This is a genomic window from Seramator thermalis (assembly GCF_004138125.1).
Classification (GTDB): Bacteria; Bacteroidota; Bacteroidia; order Bacteroidales; family Dysgonomonadaceae; genus Seramator; species Seramator thermalis.
Map to the genome: position 1 here is coordinate 71,192 of NZ_RXHS01000010.1, position 18,205 is coordinate 89,396.

General features: G+C 43.7%; 20 protein-coding genes and 1 tRNA gene. 14 read left to right on the forward strand and 7 right to left on the reverse strand.

The features are described 5' to 3' along the window. Positions 1-2: 2 nt before the first annotated feature. The gene (era, locus tag EJN84_RS08705; protein ID WP_129595058.1) at positions 3-899 is read right to left on the reverse strand and encodes a GTPase Era; all 897 of its coding nucleotides are present in this window, start codon (positions 897-899) and stop codon (positions 3-5) included. A 264-nt stretch (positions 900-1,163) separates the two neighbouring features. Here era and EJN84_RS12460 point away from each other — a divergent pair, with 264 nt between their 5' ends. Both EJN84_RS12460 and EJN84_RS08710 read left to right on the forward strand, forming a co-directional pair. Beyond that, positions 1,164-1,286, forward strand: a complete 123-nt coding sequence (locus EJN84_RS12460; RefSeq protein WP_262707355.1) for a hypothetical protein — start codon at positions 1,164-1,166, stop codon at positions 1,284-1,286. 804 nt (positions 1,287-2,090) lie between these two features. Beyond that, a complete protein-coding gene (locus EJN84_RS08710; protein WP_129595059.1) occupies positions 2,091-2,843 on the forward strand; it encodes a TrmH family RNA methyltransferase in 753 nt (250 codons plus the stop codon). A gap of 70 nt (positions 2,844-2,913) precedes the next feature. Here the strand turns inward: EJN84_RS08710 and EJN84_RS08715 are convergent. Then, a tRNA-His gene (locus EJN84_RS08715) sits at positions 2,914-2,990 on the reverse strand. 137 nt (positions 2,991-3,127) lie between these two features. Between EJN84_RS08715 and EJN84_RS08720 the strand changes: the two genes are divergently transcribed. From EJN84_RS08720 to nth, 4 genes are read left to right on the forward strand one after another with little or no spacing between them, the layout of a single operon-like run. Further along, entirely contained in the window at positions 3,128-3,727 is a 600-nt protein-coding gene (locus tag EJN84_RS08720; protein ID WP_129595060.1) for a bifunctional nuclease family protein, read from the forward strand. Between the two features lie 11 nt (positions 3,728-3,738). Further along, positions 3,739-4,491, forward strand: coding sequence for a 16S rRNA (uracil(1498)-N(3))-methyltransferase (locus tag EJN84_RS08725; RefSeq protein WP_129595061.1), 753 nt, complete (start codon positions 3,739-3,741; stop codon positions 4,489-4,491). Beyond that, positions 4,488-6,059 carry a M81 family metallopeptidase gene (locus tag EJN84_RS08730; protein ID WP_129595062.1) on the forward strand — a complete coding sequence of 524 codons (1,572 nt, stop codon included), beginning with the start codon at positions 4,488-4,490 and terminating at the stop codon, positions 6,057-6,059. Before EJN84_RS08725 ends, EJN84_RS08730 begins: the two co-directional genes overlap by 4 nt. A 9-nt stretch (positions 6,060-6,068) precedes the next feature. Continuing rightward, on the forward strand, positions 6,069-6,734 hold the full coding sequence (nth, locus tag EJN84_RS08735; protein ID WP_129595063.1) for an endonuclease III: 666 nt from the start codon (positions 6,069-6,071) through the stop codon (positions 6,732-6,734). Between the two features lie 31 nt (positions 6,735-6,765). Here the strand turns inward: nth and EJN84_RS08740 are convergent, their stop codons facing one another. Next, complete coding sequence (locus EJN84_RS08740; protein ID WP_238943985.1) at positions 6,766-7,680, reverse strand: NAD kinase; 915 nt, start codon at positions 7,678-7,680, stop codon at positions 6,766-6,768. A gap of 5 nt (positions 7,681-7,685) precedes the next feature. Continuing rightward, positions 7,686-8,063, reverse strand: coding sequence for a hypothetical protein (locus tag EJN84_RS08745; RefSeq protein WP_129595064.1), 378 nt, complete (start codon positions 8,061-8,063; stop codon positions 7,686-7,688). 191 nt (positions 8,064-8,254) lie between these two features. Between EJN84_RS08745 and EJN84_RS08750 the strand changes: the two genes are divergently transcribed. The 8 genes from EJN84_RS08750 to EJN84_RS08785 all read left to right on the forward strand — a co-directional run bounded on the left by EJN84_RS08750 (position 8,255) and on the right by EJN84_RS08785 (position 15,451). Then, positions 8,255-8,986, forward strand: coding sequence for a pyridoxine 5'-phosphate synthase (locus EJN84_RS08750; protein ID WP_129595065.1), 732 nt, complete (start codon positions 8,255-8,257; stop codon positions 8,984-8,986). 71 nt (positions 8,987-9,057) lie between these two features. Continuing rightward, positions 9,058-9,765: a MotA/TolQ/ExbB proton channel family protein gene (locus EJN84_RS08755; RefSeq protein ID WP_129595066.1), complete on the forward strand. Its 708-nt coding sequence runs from the start codon at positions 9,058-9,060 to the stop codon at positions 9,763-9,765. 11 nt (positions 9,766-9,776) lie between these two features. Further along, positions 9,777-10,184, forward strand: a complete 408-nt coding sequence (locus EJN84_RS08760) for an ExbD/TolR family protein (protein WP_129595067.1) — start codon at positions 9,777-9,779, stop codon at positions 10,182-10,184. A gap of 31 nt (positions 10,185-10,215) precedes the next feature. Continuing rightward, positions 10,216-10,995: an energy transducer TonB family protein gene (locus EJN84_RS08765; protein ID WP_129595068.1), complete on the forward strand. Its 780-nt coding sequence runs from the start codon at positions 10,216-10,218 to the stop codon at positions 10,993-10,995. A gap of 14 nt (positions 10,996-11,009) precedes the next feature. Further along, positions 11,010-11,558: a DJ-1 family glyoxalase III gene (locus EJN84_RS08770; protein ID WP_129595069.1), complete on the forward strand. Its 549-nt coding sequence runs from the start codon at positions 11,010-11,012 to the stop codon at positions 11,556-11,558. A 168-nt stretch (positions 11,559-11,726) separates the two neighbouring features. Then, positions 11,727-13,628 carry a 30S ribosomal protein S1 gene (gene rpsA, locus EJN84_RS08775; RefSeq protein ID WP_129595070.1) on the forward strand — a complete coding sequence of 634 codons (1,902 nt, stop codon included), beginning with the start codon at positions 11,727-11,729 and terminating at the stop codon, positions 13,626-13,628. Between the two features lie 531 nt (positions 13,629-14,159). Further along, positions 14,160-14,498 carry a helix-turn-helix domain-containing protein gene (locus EJN84_RS08780; RefSeq protein WP_101487178.1) on the forward strand — a complete coding sequence of 113 codons (339 nt, stop codon included), beginning with the start codon at positions 14,160-14,162 and terminating at the stop codon, positions 14,496-14,498. A gap of 26 nt (positions 14,499-14,524) precedes the next feature. Further along, complete coding sequence (locus EJN84_RS08785; protein WP_129595103.1) at positions 14,525-15,451, forward strand: TIGR01212 family radical SAM protein; 927 nt, start codon at positions 14,525-14,527, stop codon at positions 15,449-15,451. 62 nt (positions 15,452-15,513) lie between these two features. On the opposite strand, the gene EJN84_RS08790 is transcribed toward EJN84_RS08785, so the two are convergent. From EJN84_RS08790 to EJN84_RS08800, 3 genes are read right to left on the reverse strand one after another with little or no spacing between them, the layout of a single operon-like run. Then, a complete protein-coding gene (locus EJN84_RS08790; RefSeq protein WP_129595071.1) occupies positions 15,514-16,257 on the reverse strand; it encodes a hypothetical protein in 744 nt (247 codons plus the stop codon). Positions 16,258-16,288: 31 nt separating this feature from the next. After that, positions 16,289-17,572, reverse strand: a complete 1,284-nt coding sequence (locus EJN84_RS08795; protein WP_129595072.1) for an outer membrane beta-barrel protein — start codon at positions 17,570-17,572, stop codon at positions 16,289-16,291. After that, positions 17,569-18,138: an RNA polymerase sigma factor gene (locus EJN84_RS08800; RefSeq protein ID WP_129595073.1), complete on the reverse strand. Its 570-nt coding sequence runs from the start codon at positions 18,136-18,138 to the stop codon at positions 17,569-17,571. Before EJN84_RS08800 ends, EJN84_RS08795 begins: the two co-directional genes overlap by 4 nt. Between the last annotated feature and the right edge of the window lie 67 nt (positions 18,139-18,205).

Genomic DNA, 18,205 nt, shown 5'->3' on the forward strand with positions numbered 1-18,205 from the left:
GTTTATGAATCGAGTTTGTACCCGAAAGCCTTCAACATGTTGTCGCGATTGCGCCAATCCTTTTCTACCTTGACGTATAATTCGAGAAAAACCTTTTTTTCGAAAAAATGTTCGATATCTTTGCGAGCCATTGTCCCCAGTTTCTTTAGCGATTCGCCTTTGTGCCCGATTACGATGCCTTTTTGCGAATCACGCTCAACCAAAATAATAGCGCGAATGCGAAGGAGGTCCTGTTCGTCCTTAAATTCTTCCACCACAACTTCAATCGAATAGGGCACTTCCTTTTGATAAAGCAAAAGCGCTTTTTCGCGAATAATTTCTGTTACGAAAAACCGGGCAGGCTTGTCAGTCAAAGCATCTTTCTCAAAATAGGGTGGCGATTCGGGCAACAACTCGAGAATGCGTTCTTCAACGCGATCCACCTCAAAATTGTTACTTGCCGAAATCGGATAAATTTCGGCTTTTGGCAACAATAAATGCCACTGCTCCACCATCTTCTCCAACTCTGTCTGCGAAGTCAGGTCTATTTTGTTGATCAGCAACAGCACCGGCATATCGAGTTGTTGCACCCGTGCAAGAAAATCGTCGTTCTTGTCAATTTTCTCCACCACGTCGGTAACATACAGCAACACATCGGCATCATCAAGAGCCGATAATGAAAAATTGAGCATCTGCTCCTGCAGCTTGTAATTGGGACGCAGCACTCCCGGCGTATCCGAATAAACCACCTGATAATCGGGTTTGTTGACAATGCCGATGATGCGGTGGCGCGTAGTTTGTGCCTTCGCCGTAATAATCGACAGTTTTTCCCCGACCAAACGGTTCATTAAAGTCGATTTGCCCACATTGGGATTCCCAACGATATTCACAAAACCGGAATGATGCTTTTTTTCTTCCATGAAAATGTATCTGCAGTTTTTCTACGCCAAAACAGTCGTTGTTTGTTTTGCGCTGCAAAGGTACGAAAATTAGCGAATTATAGAAAATGTTCAATGTCGAGCGAATATTTTCCGGTCGATTTTCGCAGATAACTGCTAATTTTTTCTTGCCATCCGGCTTGTTCAAGTTTAGCGTCAGCGTAACTTGGACGCAAAACGACAGGCAGTTTATCAACTGTCGTTGTTTCCGGCACAAGTTCGAAAACTTGAGCTATTAGAGAAGAAGTGAAGAAGTTGGAAGAGAAGAAGTCAGAAGAGAAGAAGTCAGAAGAGAAGAAGTCAGAAGTGAAGAAGTCAGAAGTGAAGAAGTCAGAAGTGGAGGAATATCATAACCCCTGCACTGCCTGACGGCAGCGCTTGTCCCCTTATCTTAAGGGGACTGTTATATGGCAAGTGTGATCCGACCCCCCTCTTAATATAAGAGGGGGTACCGCCGAAGGCGGGGAGGTGTTATGATGTAATGGAGAATTGAGAATTTAAGAAGTTAGAAATGGGAATTTTAAATTACAAATTTTCGTTTTGTTTGTTCGCTTTTTGCCGGCATGGATATTCGTCGGAAACCTGCCCGGAAGGCAGGACATTTATTCGCCACGAAGGCGCAAAGACGCGAAGTCGGCTTCGTCCTCAGAATATCATAACCCTTGTGCTGCCTGGCGGCAGCACTTGTCCCCTTAAGATAAGGGGACGGTTTAGGTGAGGATACCATAATTACTCCCCTCTTAAGATAAGAGGGGTACCGCCGGAGGCGGGGAGGTGTTATGATGTAATGGATAATTCTTCCGGATAATTCCGAATATTAGTTGGAGTAAAAATGAAGGTTTTAGTTTTGAAATTTCGATTATTGTTGGAATATCGGATATTGCATGTACACAGGCAGATATTGGATATAACTTTAAAGGAAAAGACTTTAATTTTTATGTAGGTGCTACAGCTCCATTTAATCTATCGGTAAAAAAATCGTTATGTGAGGAAAAGGAAAAATAAACCGGACACATATCGTTATCAACCTATTAAATATTTCAGGTATTTGATTTATAGCTTCATGATCAGAATAAACCTCTGTAAAATACTTCGTATCTACTACACACCGCAGACCTGACGAGTGGCGAAGAAATACTACCTTTGTGTTTCAAATAGGAGGAGGAAATCAATATGTCGCTCAGTAAGAATAAAATCAAATACATTCAGTCGCTCAAAGATAAAAAGAATCGGATGGAGCATGGAACTTTTGTGGCGGAAGGCCTTAAGACCGTTTCCGATTTGCTCTGCTCATGCCATTGTCAATTGATAGCCGGCTTGCCTGAAGCAATAAAACAAATAAATCTACCCGAAAATGTCGAAGAAATTGTGTTGGCGACTGAGGACGAATTAAAGAAAGCCACATTTTTTAAAACGCCTCCTCCGATTATTGGCGTTTTTTACCAGCCGACAGCAAATATCGTTGATCTTGATTTGAAAACGAATTTGGTGTTGGCTCTCGACGGAATTCAAGATCCGGGCAATTTGGGAACGATCGTACGTTTGGCCGACTGGTTTGGCATTGAGCATATTTTTTGTTCGGACGATAGTGCTGACATTTATCAGCCAAAAGCGGTGCAATCCACTATGGGGGCCATAGCCCGCGTAAAAATCTGCTATGTGAATTTATTCGATTTCTTGTCGGAAAAAACGGGGATACCGATCTATGGCACCTTCCTCGAAGGGAAGAACATATATCAAACTCCTCTCGCCGGTCATGGTGTTGTTGTGATGGGTAACGAAGGAAACGGAATACGTCCCGATGTTCAGTCACTCATTAGCGAAAAACTATACATTCCCAATTACCCGCCTCATCGACCGACTTCTGAGTCGTTGAATGTGGCAGTAGCTACAGCAATTGTGTGTTCGGAATTCAGGAGGAGATAATAAAAAATCACGTATGAAAGAAATACGTGATTACCTAAAACAGATCTATATTATATTTGAATTTGTGGAGTGGGGTGGAGGATGGGGCTCGAACCCACGACCTACGGAACCACAATCCGTCGCTCTAACCAGCTGAGCTACATCCACCGTGTTTGCGGGTGCAAAGATAAATATTTTTTTGCAACAATACAAAATCGTCCGTTTTTTTCAAAATAAAATAAATTCGACTGCAATTCGACAAAAAAAATGTATTTTTGAAGTGTAAAGTTTGTAAAATAAAAAACGTGACCAAGAAAGTTAAACTATCGATACTCGGAATTTCGTTCAGCCAGGTTCAGGCGGGTGCTTATGCTCTCATTTTTGCCGAAGAAAACGGAATCAGGCGTTTGCCCATTGTCATTGGCACGCCCGAAGCCCAATCTATTGCCATTGTGATGGAAAATATCAAACCGCCACGCCCCTTGTCGCATGATTTGATTTATACTATCTTTCAAAAGTTGGATATCGAATTGAAAGAAGTATTTATCTACAAGTTCGAAGAAGGCGCATTCTTTTCCGAGCTGCTCCTGCTGCAAAATGGCCGCGAATACCGTATCGATTCACGCACGTCGGATGCTGTGGCCATTGCCATGCGTACACATTCGCCAATATATACTACCGAAGAAATCATGCAAAATATGGCTATCGTTTTCGACGAAAACGCGCCGTTCGATGCTCCCGAAAACACTGTCCCAAGAGAAAAAGAAAATAATCGGTCGGACGATTTGTCCATGTTTTCGACAGATGAACTAAAATCTAAGCTGGAAGAGGCGGTGAAGGATGAAAACTACGAATTGGCAACCCGTCTGCGTGACGAAATTAAAAAGAGGGAACATCATTCTTAAGAGGATTTCTTATGTCTGACTCAATTTTTTTTGCTCCCGATATTCGTCAACATCCGTTTTTGACGGAAGACGAATCGCAACATTGTGTCAAGGTGCTTCGGATGAAAGAGGGGGCGCAGATCGTTGTCACAGACGGAAAAGGATTTTTTTACGATTGTACGCTTTTGCAAGCTCATCCCAAACGATGCGCTGTCGGCATTGACAGAGTTACCCAAATAGACAAAACCCGGAACGAACATATTCATATTGCATTTGCTCCCGTAAAAAATATGGATCGCAACGAATGGTTTGCGGAAAAGGCTACCGAAATAGGTGTGGACGAAATCACCCTGTTGCAATGCCGATTTTCGGAACGAAAAGAAATGAAAACGGATCGATTGAATAAAATTATCGTTTCGGCCATGAAGCAGTCGCAACAGGCTTATCTCCCCAAACTAAATCCGATGATAGATTTCGGCCATTTCGTTCGAAGTAGCTTTGAAGGGCAAAAATTCGTCGCACACTGTTATCAGACGCCCAAAACATTGTTGGCAAAAGCATATCGGCCAAACGAAGATGTTCTTATTTTGATTGGGCCGGAAGGCGATTTCAGTGAAGAAGAAGTGCACTTGGCCATGGACGGCGGATTTCTTCCGGTGAGTTTGGGCGAGAACAGACTTCGCACCGAAACCGCCTGTTTGGCTGCAGTACACACCATTCATGTAATCGATCAAATTAATCCTTCAAGTCACTTACAAAACTCTACTAATCCTATACTAAAATGAAAAAGGTTTTAATGACACTCTGCATCTTGTCGGTGTTGTTTGTAATCGCTTGTAACAACAATAAAGCACAAAACGACGAACTTCCACGAATTGCCATTTGTGGATTGGCCATCGAATCGAGTACTTTTTCACCGGCTACAACCGGCGAAGAAGCTTTTAAAGCAAGAGTTGGCGATAGCGTTTTCACATACTATCCGTTTTTCGCACCCGATTCGGGAGTTATCAACCGGGCACATTGGATTCCGACGCTTCGGGGACATGCCATGCCGGGAGGTATCGTGACACGGGAAGCTTACGAATCGCTTGTGAACAAAACACTGGCCATGCTTAAAGATGCTTTCCCGCTCGACGGCATATTTTTCGATATACACGGAGCCATGAGTGTGCAGGGATTCGACGATCCCGAAGGAGATTTCATTGTTCGCATTCGCGATCTGGTAGGCACGGATGTGCTTATTTCTACCTCTATGGACTTGCACGGCTGCGTTTCGCAACGATTGGCTCAAAACACCGATTTGATCACCTGTTACAGAATGGCTCCTCATGAGGATGCCGTCGTTTCGAAAAAAAGAGCGGTAACCAATCTGCTCGAGCGACTTGAGACAAAAAAAGGAAAACCGGCTTATAAGGCATGGATAGCCGTACCCATATTGCTTCCGGGCGAAAAAACGAGTACCCGTGTAGAACCGGGAAAAAGTTTATATGCTCAAATCCCATCGGTGATCGATCAAGACAAGGTAATCGATGCCTCGATTTGGATGTCCTATCCTTGGGCTGATGAACCCCGTAACCACGGGGTTGTGATGGCTTATGGTGATGATAAGGACGCAGTGGCGGCCGCGGCCGAAAAATTGGCAAGCCATTTTTGGAATGTCCGCAAGCAATTCGATTTTGTGGCTCCCACAACTACGCTCGAAGATGCGCTCGACAAGGCCCTGTCGAGTGATAAAAAGCCTTTTATTATCAGTGATATGGGCGATAATCCGACGGCCGGAGGTGCCGGCGACGTTACCTGGACGCTGACGGAAATATTTAAGCGTCCCGAGTTTAAATCCGGAGGTAAAAAGACATTGATTTACGCCTCGATTCCGGGACCGGAATTTGTGAAGAAGGCAAAGGAGATCGGTATCGGCGGAAAGATTGATGCCACGGCCGGTGCGGCTATCGATCATCGTTATGCAGGGCCTGTTCGCCTGCAGGGCGAGATTACGGCAATCAGGGAAGGCGATATTGATGCCAAAACCGAAGTGGTGGTTAAATGCGGAAATATTTCGGTGATCGTAACCGAGAGACGGAAAGGCTATCACAAAGAAAAAGATTTCACCGGTTTGGGATTGAATCCCCGCGAAACGGATATTTTGGTAGTAAAAATAGGCTATCTCGAGCCTGAACTTTACGCGATGCGTGGCGACTGGGTAATGGCATCGACGCCGGGAGGGGTCGATCAGGATTTGTTCCGTTTACCCTACAAACGATTGCAGCGACCCATTTTTCCGCTCGACTCTACGATGGCTGATCCGGATTTGAAAGCGCTGTTCATTCCACTTTCGGATGTGATCAAACGATAACAGGGCGAAATGACGAAAAAAGAGCGTTACCAAAACATCCTCGATTGGTTTGAAGCCAATGCCGAATCGTCGGAAACCGAGCTGCATTACGGCAATCCGTATCAACTGCTGATTGCCGTAATCCTTTCGGCTCAATGTACCGATAAACGGGTGAATATGATTACCCCTGCACTTTTTGAGGCATTTCCTACTCCCGAGGTGCTAGCGGCCTCATCGCCGGATGCCGTTTTCGAGTACATCAAATCATGCTCGTATCCGAACAATAAAGCAAAAAATCTGGTGAAAATGGCTCAAAAGCTGGTGAGCGATTTCGGTGGACAAGTCCCTTCGGACATCGAATCGTTGCTCACCATTCCGGGAGTAGGGCGTAAAACGGCCAATGTGATGTTGGCCGTAGCTTTCGACACTCCGGCCATGCCGGTTGACACGCATGTTTTTCGCGTAGCAAACCGTATAGGTTTGACCCATGATTCGAAAAGTCCTTTGGAAACCGAAAAGGAATTGGTGAAACACATTCCTGAACAAATTCTTTCGAAAGCCCATCACTGGCTGATTTTGCACGGCAGATACGTATGCACGGCCCGGAGTCCCAAATGCAACGAATGCGGGATTAATCGTTGGTGCAACTATTACGAGAAAAAGCTGTCGGATAAAGTCGAAGAGAAAAAGAAATAGATCGATGGATAACGCCTTTTGTTTCTCGTGTTTATTGTCGCCTTACATCTGCACCCCACATCAATTTGTCGCGAAGCGTTTCGAAAAAGGTATGCCCTGCCCGCCTGACTACTTTCAAGGTATAAGGTGCTTTATAAACATCGAGCTTGGTGTGTTGATCAAAAACCCGAGTTTGCCCGTCGAGCGAAAGCAGGAAAGTTCGGCTTCGGCTTGTTACCTGAAGCGAAATGCGGCTATTGTCATCCACCACTAATGGTCTTGAGGTAAGGTTGTGAGGTGCGATTGCCGTCAGAATAAAACTTGGGGTTGTGGGCGCCAAGATGGAACCACCAATACTGAGCGAATATGCAGTAGATCCTGTGGGAGTTGCAATCACCAATCCGTCGGCCTGATAGGATGTCAGGTATTCGCCATTGATGCTCGCCTTGATGGACAGCATTGAGGCTGTATCCTGACGCAGAATGGAAACCTCGTTGAGTGCATGTATATTGAATCCTTGCGGGATATCTTCATCGTCGGTAGAAATTTCGAGCAGCGTTCGGTCCTCCACGTCGAAGCGATTTTGAAATATCTCGAGCAACGTAGCATCCATATCCTGAAAATTAATGGCTGCCAAAAAACCCAGTCGTCCGGTATTGATTCCCAAAACCGGAATTCCCTGATCGCCAACTGTTGCAGCGGTCCTCAGGAAAGTGCCATCGCCACCCACACTCACCACCATATCTACCGGAGGCATCACGTCGAATAGCAATGCCAATGGCCTTATTTTATTCTGAATTGGTGTGGAAAGCGAATAAAAAAAATTGTCGGGAAGATAAAGAGCGCCGCCAAGTCGTGAAATGGCCTCACAAGCAGCCGCAATCTGTTCTTCTGCTTTGTAGGTTCTGTCGGGGAAAGTACTTCCAAACAGTGCGAATTTCAAATTCTCCATTGTCGTATTTCTCATTGAGGTTACATGTCAAGATAATAGAGAAGTTCGTTGAGTCTGTCACGTTGCTTGTCGTTTATTTCTCCTTCTTTCATATAATAATAGATTACTTTGTAGTCGAAGCGTTCGAAACTCCTCAGCACAGGTGTAAGATCCGAAACATCGAGCTTGATAGAAATCAGCAATGATGACCCATCGGTCAATGGCATTACGGCAAGACTTAGTACATGAGCATTATTACTTTCGATAAGTCTGGCAATTTCGGTGAGCGTATAATCTTTGGCCGAAACCTCAAGAATAATCAACGAATTTTCCGACTCGGAAAGTTCCGTAAATTGTTCGGGAGTTAGTGAAGATGAAAACTTTTCGACCTGTTTTTTGATAAATTCTTTGCTCGACATATACCCAAAACGGTTAATTCGTATTACTTTTGCGTTTGATTTTACAAAGATGTAAAAATTTTGATTACGAAAAACCTTTGACGTCTCTTTTTATTGTTTATCTATTCGTCGGGTTTATATTTGCAATTTCTAAACAAACCATATAGAGTTGCGGTTATCAAATAACTATAGAGATATTGATTCATTTTGAAATGACTAAACTTAGTGTAAATATTAACAAGATTGCAACATTGCGCAATTCTCGGGGAGGAAATCTTCCCGATGTCTGCCAGGTTGCAGTAGATTGTCAATTGTTTGGCGCAGATGGAATTACAGTACATCCGCGTCCTGACGAAAGGCATATTCGTCAAAAAGATGTTTTCGATTTGCAATCGAGGATTAGTACCGAATTTAACATCGAAGGCAACCCCACTCCCGAATTTATCGATCTCATCAAGCGGATAAGGCCGACTCAGGTGACGTTGGTGCCGGATGCACACGATGCCATCACATCCAATACCGGTTGGGATACGGTTCATAATCGCGAATTTTTATCCGATGTCGTGAACGAATTTCAGGCTATCGGCATCCGAACTTCCATTTTTGTGAATGCCGATCTTGAAATGATACAGGGCGCATCGGCGATTGGTACAGACCGTATCGAACTCTACACAGGGCCTTACGCCGAAATGTTCCCTCGCGATAGGGAAACGGCCGTTGCGCCTTTTGTGGAAGCGGCTACCCTCGCCAAAAAACTGGGGCTGGGTGTAAATGCCGGACACGATTTGAATCTGCAAAATCTAAACTATCTCTATGTGAATATTCCCTGGCTCAAAGAGGTATCCATCGGGCATGCATTGATTTGTGACGCACTTTATCTCGGCCTCGAAAAAACAATAAAAGCGTATAAAAATTGTTTAAAACTCCCCGAAGATCAGGCATAACCATTATAAGTTGCTATCTTTACGTATCCTTTTTTGTGGAACTTGGATAAAGAAAACGAACATAAATTCAGATGAAATTGCTACAAATAACACCTGCGGTTTCGGACTCGCTGCAACAACTGCAACAGGGTGTACCCGACGTCGATATTTCCTCAACCACTATAAATGCATTCGATCTTGCGCTGAAAGGTGGTTGGCTCATGATCATATTGCTTATCCTGCTGCTTTTGTCAGTTTATGTACTCATCGAGCGCCTGTTGGTTCTTCGCGATGCCGGAAAGGAAGATGATTCTTTCATGAATCGAATCAAAGATTATATCCATGAAGGTAAGATAGATTCGGCACAGGCTCTATGCAAAAAAACCGATACCCCTTCCGCGAGAATGGTCGAAAAAGGTATTTCGCGTCTGGGTCGGCCTATGAGCGATATTACCCAAGCCATCGAAAATGCGGGAAATATAGAAATTTCGAAACTTGAAAAGGGTTTGCCTTTGCTTGCTACAACCGCTGCCGGAGCGCCCATGATCGGCTTTTTGGGTACGGTTACCGGTATGGTAAAGGCTTTTATGAGTATGGCTAATGCAGGGGCTAACGTAGATGTAACTCACCTTTCAACCGGGATATACGAAGCGCTCATCACCACCGTGGGAGGACTGATTGTCGGCATTATTGCTCTTTTTGCCTACAACTACCTTACTACTCAAATAAAAGGCATCGTAAACAAGATGGAGATGCGCATCATGGAGTTCATGGATATTCTGAACGAACCGGCCGTTTAAAAAAAATAGTTATGGCATTAAAACAGCGATTCAATATTGAACCAAATTTCAGCATGGCATCCATGACAGATGTAATTTTTCTGTTGCTGATATTTTTCATGATCACTTCAACTATCGTTGTGCCCAATTCCATAAAAGTACTTCTCCCCAAATCGCAGCAACAGGCTCAAGCCAAACCGCTAACGCGTGTAACTATCGACAAAAATCTCAATTTTTATGTAGCTAATGGCAACGAGACCGAACGCCAAGTTCCCTTCGAAGCCATTACGCCGTTTCTCAAATCGGCTTATTCGGCCGATCCCAATATTTTTGTTGCACTTTATGCCGATGAAGAAGTTCCGTATCGTGAAATTGTTCGCGTGTTGGATATAGCCAACCAAAACAAATTTAAAATGGTGCTCATGACGAGACCCAAGTGAGAGAATCGATTAGAACCTTTTGCAAAAAAAAATGATCGCTCGCGAAAAAATAGGAGGCATTGCAGGAACAATCATTTTTGGGATATTGCTCCTGTTAATCTTGTTGTTTTCCTACTTCACCATGGCGACACCTTCTCAAGAATTAGAAGGTATTCCCGTGATGTTTGGCACGGAAGAAAATGCGGGAGGAGACATCGAACCTGTCAGGAACGAACCTGTACCCGAGCCTATCCCTGCAAGCAATAACAATGCGCCCGACGCTCCTTTGATCACACAAAACGATGAACCGTCCATAGCGGTAAAGGATAGAAGTGAAGAAATCAAACGTCAGCAGCAATTAGCCGAAGAACGACGGCGACGAGAAGAGGCAGACCGACTGCAGCGCGAACAGGAAGCGCGGCGGCGAGAAATCAATCAGCAAATGTCGGGACTCTTTGGCGAAAATACTGCCGGAAGTCGTGGAAATACACAGGGTAGCGGCACTCAAGGCGTATCCACGGGAAATTCGCAACAGGGAGCACCCTCCGGTTCGGGTGGAATCGGAACCTACGACTTGGGCGGAAGATCATTGGGACCCGGAGGATTGGCTCAACCTCGCTACACCGTGAACGATTATGGCACTGTGGTTGTTAATATTACCGTAGATCCTGCCGGCAATGTGATTCATGTCGAAATTGGTCGCGGCACCAACACTCCAAGCGCTACACTTCGCAACGAGGCATTGCGCGCTGCCAAAATTACGAAATTCAATGCCATCAATTCGACCAATAACCAGCAGGGGACAATCACCTATAAATTCAACCTCAATTAAAAAGGATTTTCGATATGAAAAAAGCAGCTCTTTTTTTAGCTAACGGCTTCGAAGAAATAGAAGCGTTGGGAACAACGGACATCCTGCGCCGTGCCGAAATTTCGGTAACCACTGTATCCGTTACGGGTGATTTGAAAGTAATCGGTGCACATCAAATTCCTGTGATCGCCGATGCATTATTCGAAGAAACAGATTTTTCGAATATCGATGTTCTGATACTTCCGGGAGGAATGCCGGGAGCAAGCAACCTCAATGCACACGATGGGTTGAAAAAACTGCTCTTGAAACAAGTTGCCGAAGGCAAACAAATAGCCGCCATTTGTGCTGCTCCGCTCGTGCCGGGCGGCCTGGAACTGCTAAAAGGGAAAAATGCCACGTGCTATCCGGGATTCGAGACCCAATTGTTGGGGGCCAACATCACCGGGGAAAAGGTAACCGTGGATGGCACTATTACTACAGGAAAAGGACCCGGACTCGTATTCGATTTTGCACTTCAACTGGTTGAAAATATAGCCGGCAAAGGCGTTCGCGATAAAGTAGCACAGGGATTGCTACTTTTGTAAACACATGATAATATCAGACAGACGAGCTCTCGTATTGCGAAACTCGCACATCGTGCGAAAAAAAATCAGGGTGCAAAGAATTGGTTTATAATAAAAAACCAACTATCTTTGCACCGTTTTTTTGACAACATAATGTCTCACTTATTTAAATTATTTTATTAACAACAAATGACTGACAACTTAAAAAATGTAGCTCCAATCGAAGATTTCGACTGGGATTCTTATGCTGAAGGCGACACCTACAGCAAGCAAGACAAAGAAAAACTTATCGAAAGTTACAACAACACCCTCAACAAGATCAACGACAAGGAAGTTGTAACGGGACGTGTAACCTCCATGAACAAACGCGAAGTAGTGGTGAACATCGGCTACAAATCGGACGGTGTAGTTTCGATGAACGAATTTCGATATAACCCCGACCTGAAAGTAGGCGACGAAGTGGAAGTATATATCGAAAACCAGGAAGATAAAAAAGGACAGCTCATCCTTTCGCACAAGAGCGCCCGCGCTGCCCGCGCTTGGGAACGCGTGAATGCCGCAATGGAAAACAACGAAGTCATCAAGGGCTATATCAAATGCCGCACCAAAGGCGGTATGATTGTGGACGTATTCGGAATAGAAGCGTTCTTGCCCGGCTCGCAAATCGACGTAAAACCGATTCGCGACTACGACATGTTCGTTGACAAAACGATGGAATTCAAGGTTGTAAAAATCAATCCCGAATTCAAAAATGTAGTTGTTTCGCACAAAGCTCTCATCGAAGAGGAACTCGAACAACAAAAGAAAGAAATCATCTCGAAACTCGAAAAAGGACAAGTGCTCGAAGGCACTGTCAAGAATATTACCTCTTATGGCGTGTTCGTCGATCTGGGAGGTGTTGATGGTTTGATTCACATCACCGACCTGTCGTGGGGACGCATTCAACATCCCGAAGAAGTGGTTCATCTCGACGAAAAAATCAATGTGGTGATCCTCGATTTCGACGACGAAAAGAAACGCATCGCTTTGGGATTGAAACAACTCACTCCGCATCCGTGGGATGCACTGGATCCGAACCTGAAAGTGGGAGACGTAGTGAAGGGTAAAGTCGTGGTGCTTGCCGATTATGGCGCATTTGTCGAAATTGCTCCGGGCGTCGAAGGTCTTATCCACGTTTCGGAAATGAGTTGGACACAACACCTGCATAGTGCCCAGGACTTCATGAAAGTAGGCGACGAAGTAGAAGCCGTGATCCTGACACTCGATCGCGACGAACGCAAAATGTCGCTCGGCATGAAACAACTCAAACCCGATCCATGGGAAAATATCGAAGAAAAATATCCCGTTGGAAGCACTCACACGGCTATCGTTCGTAACTTCACCAACTTTGGTGCTTTCGTCGAAATTGAAGAAGGCGTTGAAGGATTGGTTCATATTTCCGACTTGTCATGGACGAAAAAAATCAAACATCCAAGCGAAGTTACCGAAATTGGTGCACCAATAGAAGTTCAGGTGCTCGAAATCGACAAAGAAAATCGTCGTTTGAGTCTTGGTCACAAACAATTGGAAGAAAATCCGTGGGATGTATTCGAAACCATCTTCACAGTCGGTTCGATTCACGAAGGCACAATCGTAGAGATGATGGACAAAGGCGCTGTGGTAGCTCTGCCTTATGGAGTTGAAGGATTTGCCACCCCAAAACATTTGGTGAAAGAAGACGGTTCGCAGGCACAGGTGGACGAAAAACTCGAATTCAAGGTGATTGAATTCAACAAAGATGCTAAACGCATCATCGTCAGTCACAGCCGTATATTCGAAGACGAACAGAACGCCGAAAAATCATCGAGCAAGAAATTGAAAAGACAAGGCAAAAAAGAGGAAAACGAATCCGCCTCTACCCCGATGATCGAGAAGACAACTCTCGGCGATATCGAAGAATTGGCCGCTCTAAAAGAAAGACTCGATAACGAGCAAGCTGCTGCCAAGAAGGAATCGAAAGCTCAAAAGAAAGCCAAAGAAGCTGAAACTCCTGTAGCAGAAGAGAAAGCTGCCGACACCGAAGTGAAATCCGAAACGGATGTGAAGGACTAAAACGCTTCGCTTCAAATAAATTCGAAAAAAGCTGTACCGGCCCGGCCGGTACGGCTTTTTTTGTGTCTTGCTGCTACGAAAAATAAGAAAATCACCAAACCTCTGCTTCTTCGTGAAAACAGAGAGCCAACATCTATCTCGGATACCTAAAGCCCGATGGGGCGCCGAGTTTTTCAGAAGTAATAAAGGATCTTTATCGAAATGTATATAGGACAATATCCTGTGTAAATATTTTTGAATAGTATGTAAATAACTATGATCATAAGATAAATAATCATTATCAGTTGATAAATATATCATGATGTTTATTAAATAATCGTTCAATAAAAATAAATCCTACATAACGTATAGTAAATATTACAGAATGAAAAGTAAATGATCTATATATATTATGAAATGATTTATATGAAAAGGTAAAAATTATTTCAATATCGATAAAAGTATTTTATCTTGATATAAACTGCCGTTATCAAATTTAAATGTGTAATTTTGTCGGGTTGAGAAATAACAACGATAATTTGAAACGAGATTATGCTGAAAATTAATTTGGACTTGATCATGACAAGACGGAACATTCCAAATCCGCGTAAGTTCTTAATCAAGCAATTGAAGATAAACCATGTAACGGCCACCAAACTACTCAAAGGCAATTCCGATTTGATTCGGCTGTCGTACATAAATGCTATTTGCACCGAACTTCGATGCACTCCCGACGAATTGTTTGAATGGGAACAACAAAAGGACGAAATGCCCTTACCCGAAAATCATCCGCTGCAAAAATTGGCCAAACGAAAAGAGGAAGAAGCTTTTTGGGAACGAATTCGCGATATGTCTCCGGACGAATTGCGTGAAGTGATGAAGAAAATATGACGACCGAGACACTGTTTTTGCCGCAAATGAAGTCCGAGAAACCTTTTCGCGATTTTTCAAACTATTTGTCGTCTCGTTTTCCATATAAAGTGCAAAAAATTTCGATTGATGCCGGTTTTACCTGCCCCAACCGCGACGGGAGCAAAGGTCGCGGCGGATGCACGTATTGCAATAACCAAAGTTTCAGTCCGGGATATGGGAAGCCGCAAAAAACCGTTACACAACAGTTGAAAGACGGGATCGATTTTTTTGCCCGCAAATATCCTTCGATGAAATATTTGGCCTATTTTCAGTCGTACACCAACACTTACGACAGTGTGGACAAACTCATTGAGTTGTATCGCGAAGCGCTTTCGTATCCCGATGTGGTGGGGTTGGTCATCAGCACGCGTCCCGATTGCATGCCCGACGAATTGCTCGATTATCTGGAAAAGCTAAATCGGCAAACGTTCGTACTCGTGGAATATGGAGTGGAAAGCACGCTTGACCGTACGTTGGAGCGTGTGAATCGATGTCATACCTGGGAAGATTCGCAAAATGCCATTCGCAAAACCGTTGAACGAGGAATTGCTACCGGCGCGCATCTGATATTGGGCTTGCCGGGCGAATCGAAAGACGAAATGCTCGAGCATGCCGCTCGAATTTCGGCACTTTCGCTCACAACCGTAAAACTGCATCAACTGCAAATTATCAAGGGAACAGCTATGGCGCGTGATTACCGCCGGAATCCTTCTTCAATTTCTCTTTTTTCGCTCGATGAGTATATTGATTTATGCGTCAGTTTTGCCGAACGATTGAATCCCGAATTATACATCGAACGCTTTGCTTCGCAATCGCCCAAAGAATTGCTCATTGCACCCGATTGGGGATTGAAGAATTATGAATTGACCGATCGTGTTGTCAAAAGATTTGCTCAGCGGGATACTTATCAGGGAAAATTTTTTGGACAATAAAAAAAGGCCGCTTATCCGAAATAAGCAGCCCTTGAGGTTTAGATACGAAATGAGTCTTGTGCTCAGTTTACATAAACTGTCATGAAATATGAAGTGTTGGTTGTTGTAGGTGTCGTTTTCCCTTCCTCATAATAACGGAATCGAATCGGAACATTTTTTGTGGTAGTTCCGGTAAGAGGGCCGAGTGAATATCTAAGTTGACTCAAATTTACGGCAATCACATCGTCCTGAGTTTTTTCGGTTCCCGTCCCTGTGCCTGTTTTCACGAGGCGGATATCAATTAAAACTTCGTCGGAGCTGCCACTTTCATTTCCGGATGAATCGGCCTTGTAAAACTTCAAAGTTGCCGATTCGCCTTCTTTCTTTTTCCATCGGTAGGAAAACGCCCAAAAGTCGCCAAAGAAATTGGAAGAATGAAATGCAGGAGGGAAATAGATGGTAACGGGTGTTGTAAGCTCTTCGGGAGCTTCTCCCATAATAAGGCTCGTTGAAGGAATTTGTGTTTCGGAAGGATCACCCAAAATGGAGACATTCATCAGATTGAAATTGTCACTTGATGGTGTATATCCATTGGAAGAACTCCAAGAATAGGAGATGAAATAACAGTTTTCGGGGATCAACGATTGAAGATCGGGAGACGTGATCATATTGAAACTTCCCGTACGAGCATAAATCAATCCGTTATTGTCTCTGGTTACGTAAGCAAATTCAGAATTACCCGTATAGGTTTGTTCTCCCGAATCGAGGCACGAGTTCATCGAAATCATCATGCCAATCATACTGAATGTGAATAAAATCTTTTTCATTTTGCGATTAATTTATTTAAGTGTGAAGTATTTAAAATCCAAATCTCAAGCCAACATTTAAATCGAGAATGATTTTTTCGTCCGAATAAATAGTTGACCATTTATTGTCGGCATCGAAATAATAGCCGCCACCAATTTTACCATATAGATAAAGATTATTCCAAACCGGATACGAAACTCCAACTCCGGCGTTGATTGACAGTTGAGGATGGGGCTGTCGAATTCGTTCGCTTACTTTTACTTCCGATTCGCTGTTTAATTCATCTTGAATGCGATTGTCTACGTAGTTATATTTTCCGTAAACATCTTTTTCGATCATTCCGCCTAACGAAAGATACAGATCTGCATTTCCGAATGAAACGAGATTGTAGTTAAGGTTGAGAGGGATGCCCAAATAATGCAATTGTTGAGTTTCCTTTTTTCGATAAATGTTGGACGTATTTTTAGCTTTCGAATGCAGGTAGGTGTACACCAGTCCGCTTTCGAGCGAAAGCTTGTCGGTCAACGGTTTTGAAATGGTTAATCCGACGGAAACGGGTTGCGAGTGTATCATTTGTGAAACATTATCGGACGCATCTTCGGACAATTCTTGAGAAGTGAGCATAAAATTGGGTTTGGAGAAATTATTTGCAATTTCTGCACTGCGCAAAGTTACCGGCGAAGTCGTGGTTCGATTGGTCGAAGTCAGGCTTCCTCTTGTATTCAGCGCCAATGTAAGCGGTTTTTCGTCCTTGTTGTCTGCCGGTGCAAGATAATTTTGTGTCGCAATTTGTTCTATTTCGTAAAACATTTCGTCGTTATCTGTTTTATCCTCAGAGTCTGTTGGAAGGAGTTTTTCTTCGGTTTCTTTCTCGATAGAATTTATGCTGTAGATTTCTAACTTTATGTTTTCTTCATTATCGAAATGTTCCGAACGAAGAAACGATTTCTTATTCAGGGTTTTTTCAGGTTTTTTCCCCACTTCGCTTGAAGCGATGAGTGGTTGAGCATCCGTTTTGCCGAATGATATGCTTTTGTTTTGAGTATTCTGTTCGGCATTTGTTGATGCGGTCGGCATATTCTCCGTAATGGCTTTTTTGTCGGTCATTAGGGTAGAAGGGTCATTAGATGGCAGTTTCAACAAATATGTGCTGCCGATTATTATGGCCAATACGGCTGCGGCTCCCGACAAAATCCATCGACGCCGAATGACGCGCATTCGAGCAGAACGGGACAATGTGTCGTCGATCCGTTGCCACACATTGTCGGCCACCGGAACTTCGCAGTCGTCGAGTTTCGAACGTAGAAAATCTTTTATTTGGTCTTTTTCATTCATTTGGGTCGTTCACCATTTTTTTTGATAACAGCATTTATCTGTTTTTTCAACAATGCTCGGGCTCGTGAGTATTGCGATCGAGACGAGGCTTCGCTAATGCCGAGCGTATTTGCTATTTCCTTGTGCGTTTTATCTTCGAAGACAAACAGGTTGAACACTGTTTTGTATCCGAGTGGAAGCGCATTAATCAGGGCCAATAATTGCTGTTGTGAAATATTGTTCGAAAGCAAACCTTCATCATCGTCGTCTTCTTCTATTGGTTCCGATTCCATTTGCTCGGTATCGAATCTTATTTCCCCTCGTTTTTGTTCTTTTCGCAAGTACATTAATGCCACGTTTACGAATATACGCTTCAACCAGCCTTCGAATGATCCTTTGCCCTCAAAAGATCCGATATGCGAAAAAACCTGGATGAATCCGTCGTGCAAGAGATCGTAAGCCGTTTCTTCGTCTTTGCTGTATCTGAGGCAAATAGCCATCATTTTTTTGGCATATTTTTCATACAGCATTTGCTGGGCTTTTCTGTCTTGTCTCTTACATGCTTTTATTAGTTGCGAATCGTCCATGTTTATCGCATTCAACTATTCAGATGTGAAACATTTGAAAACGTTGCGTGAGCCGTCTTCCGTTTTT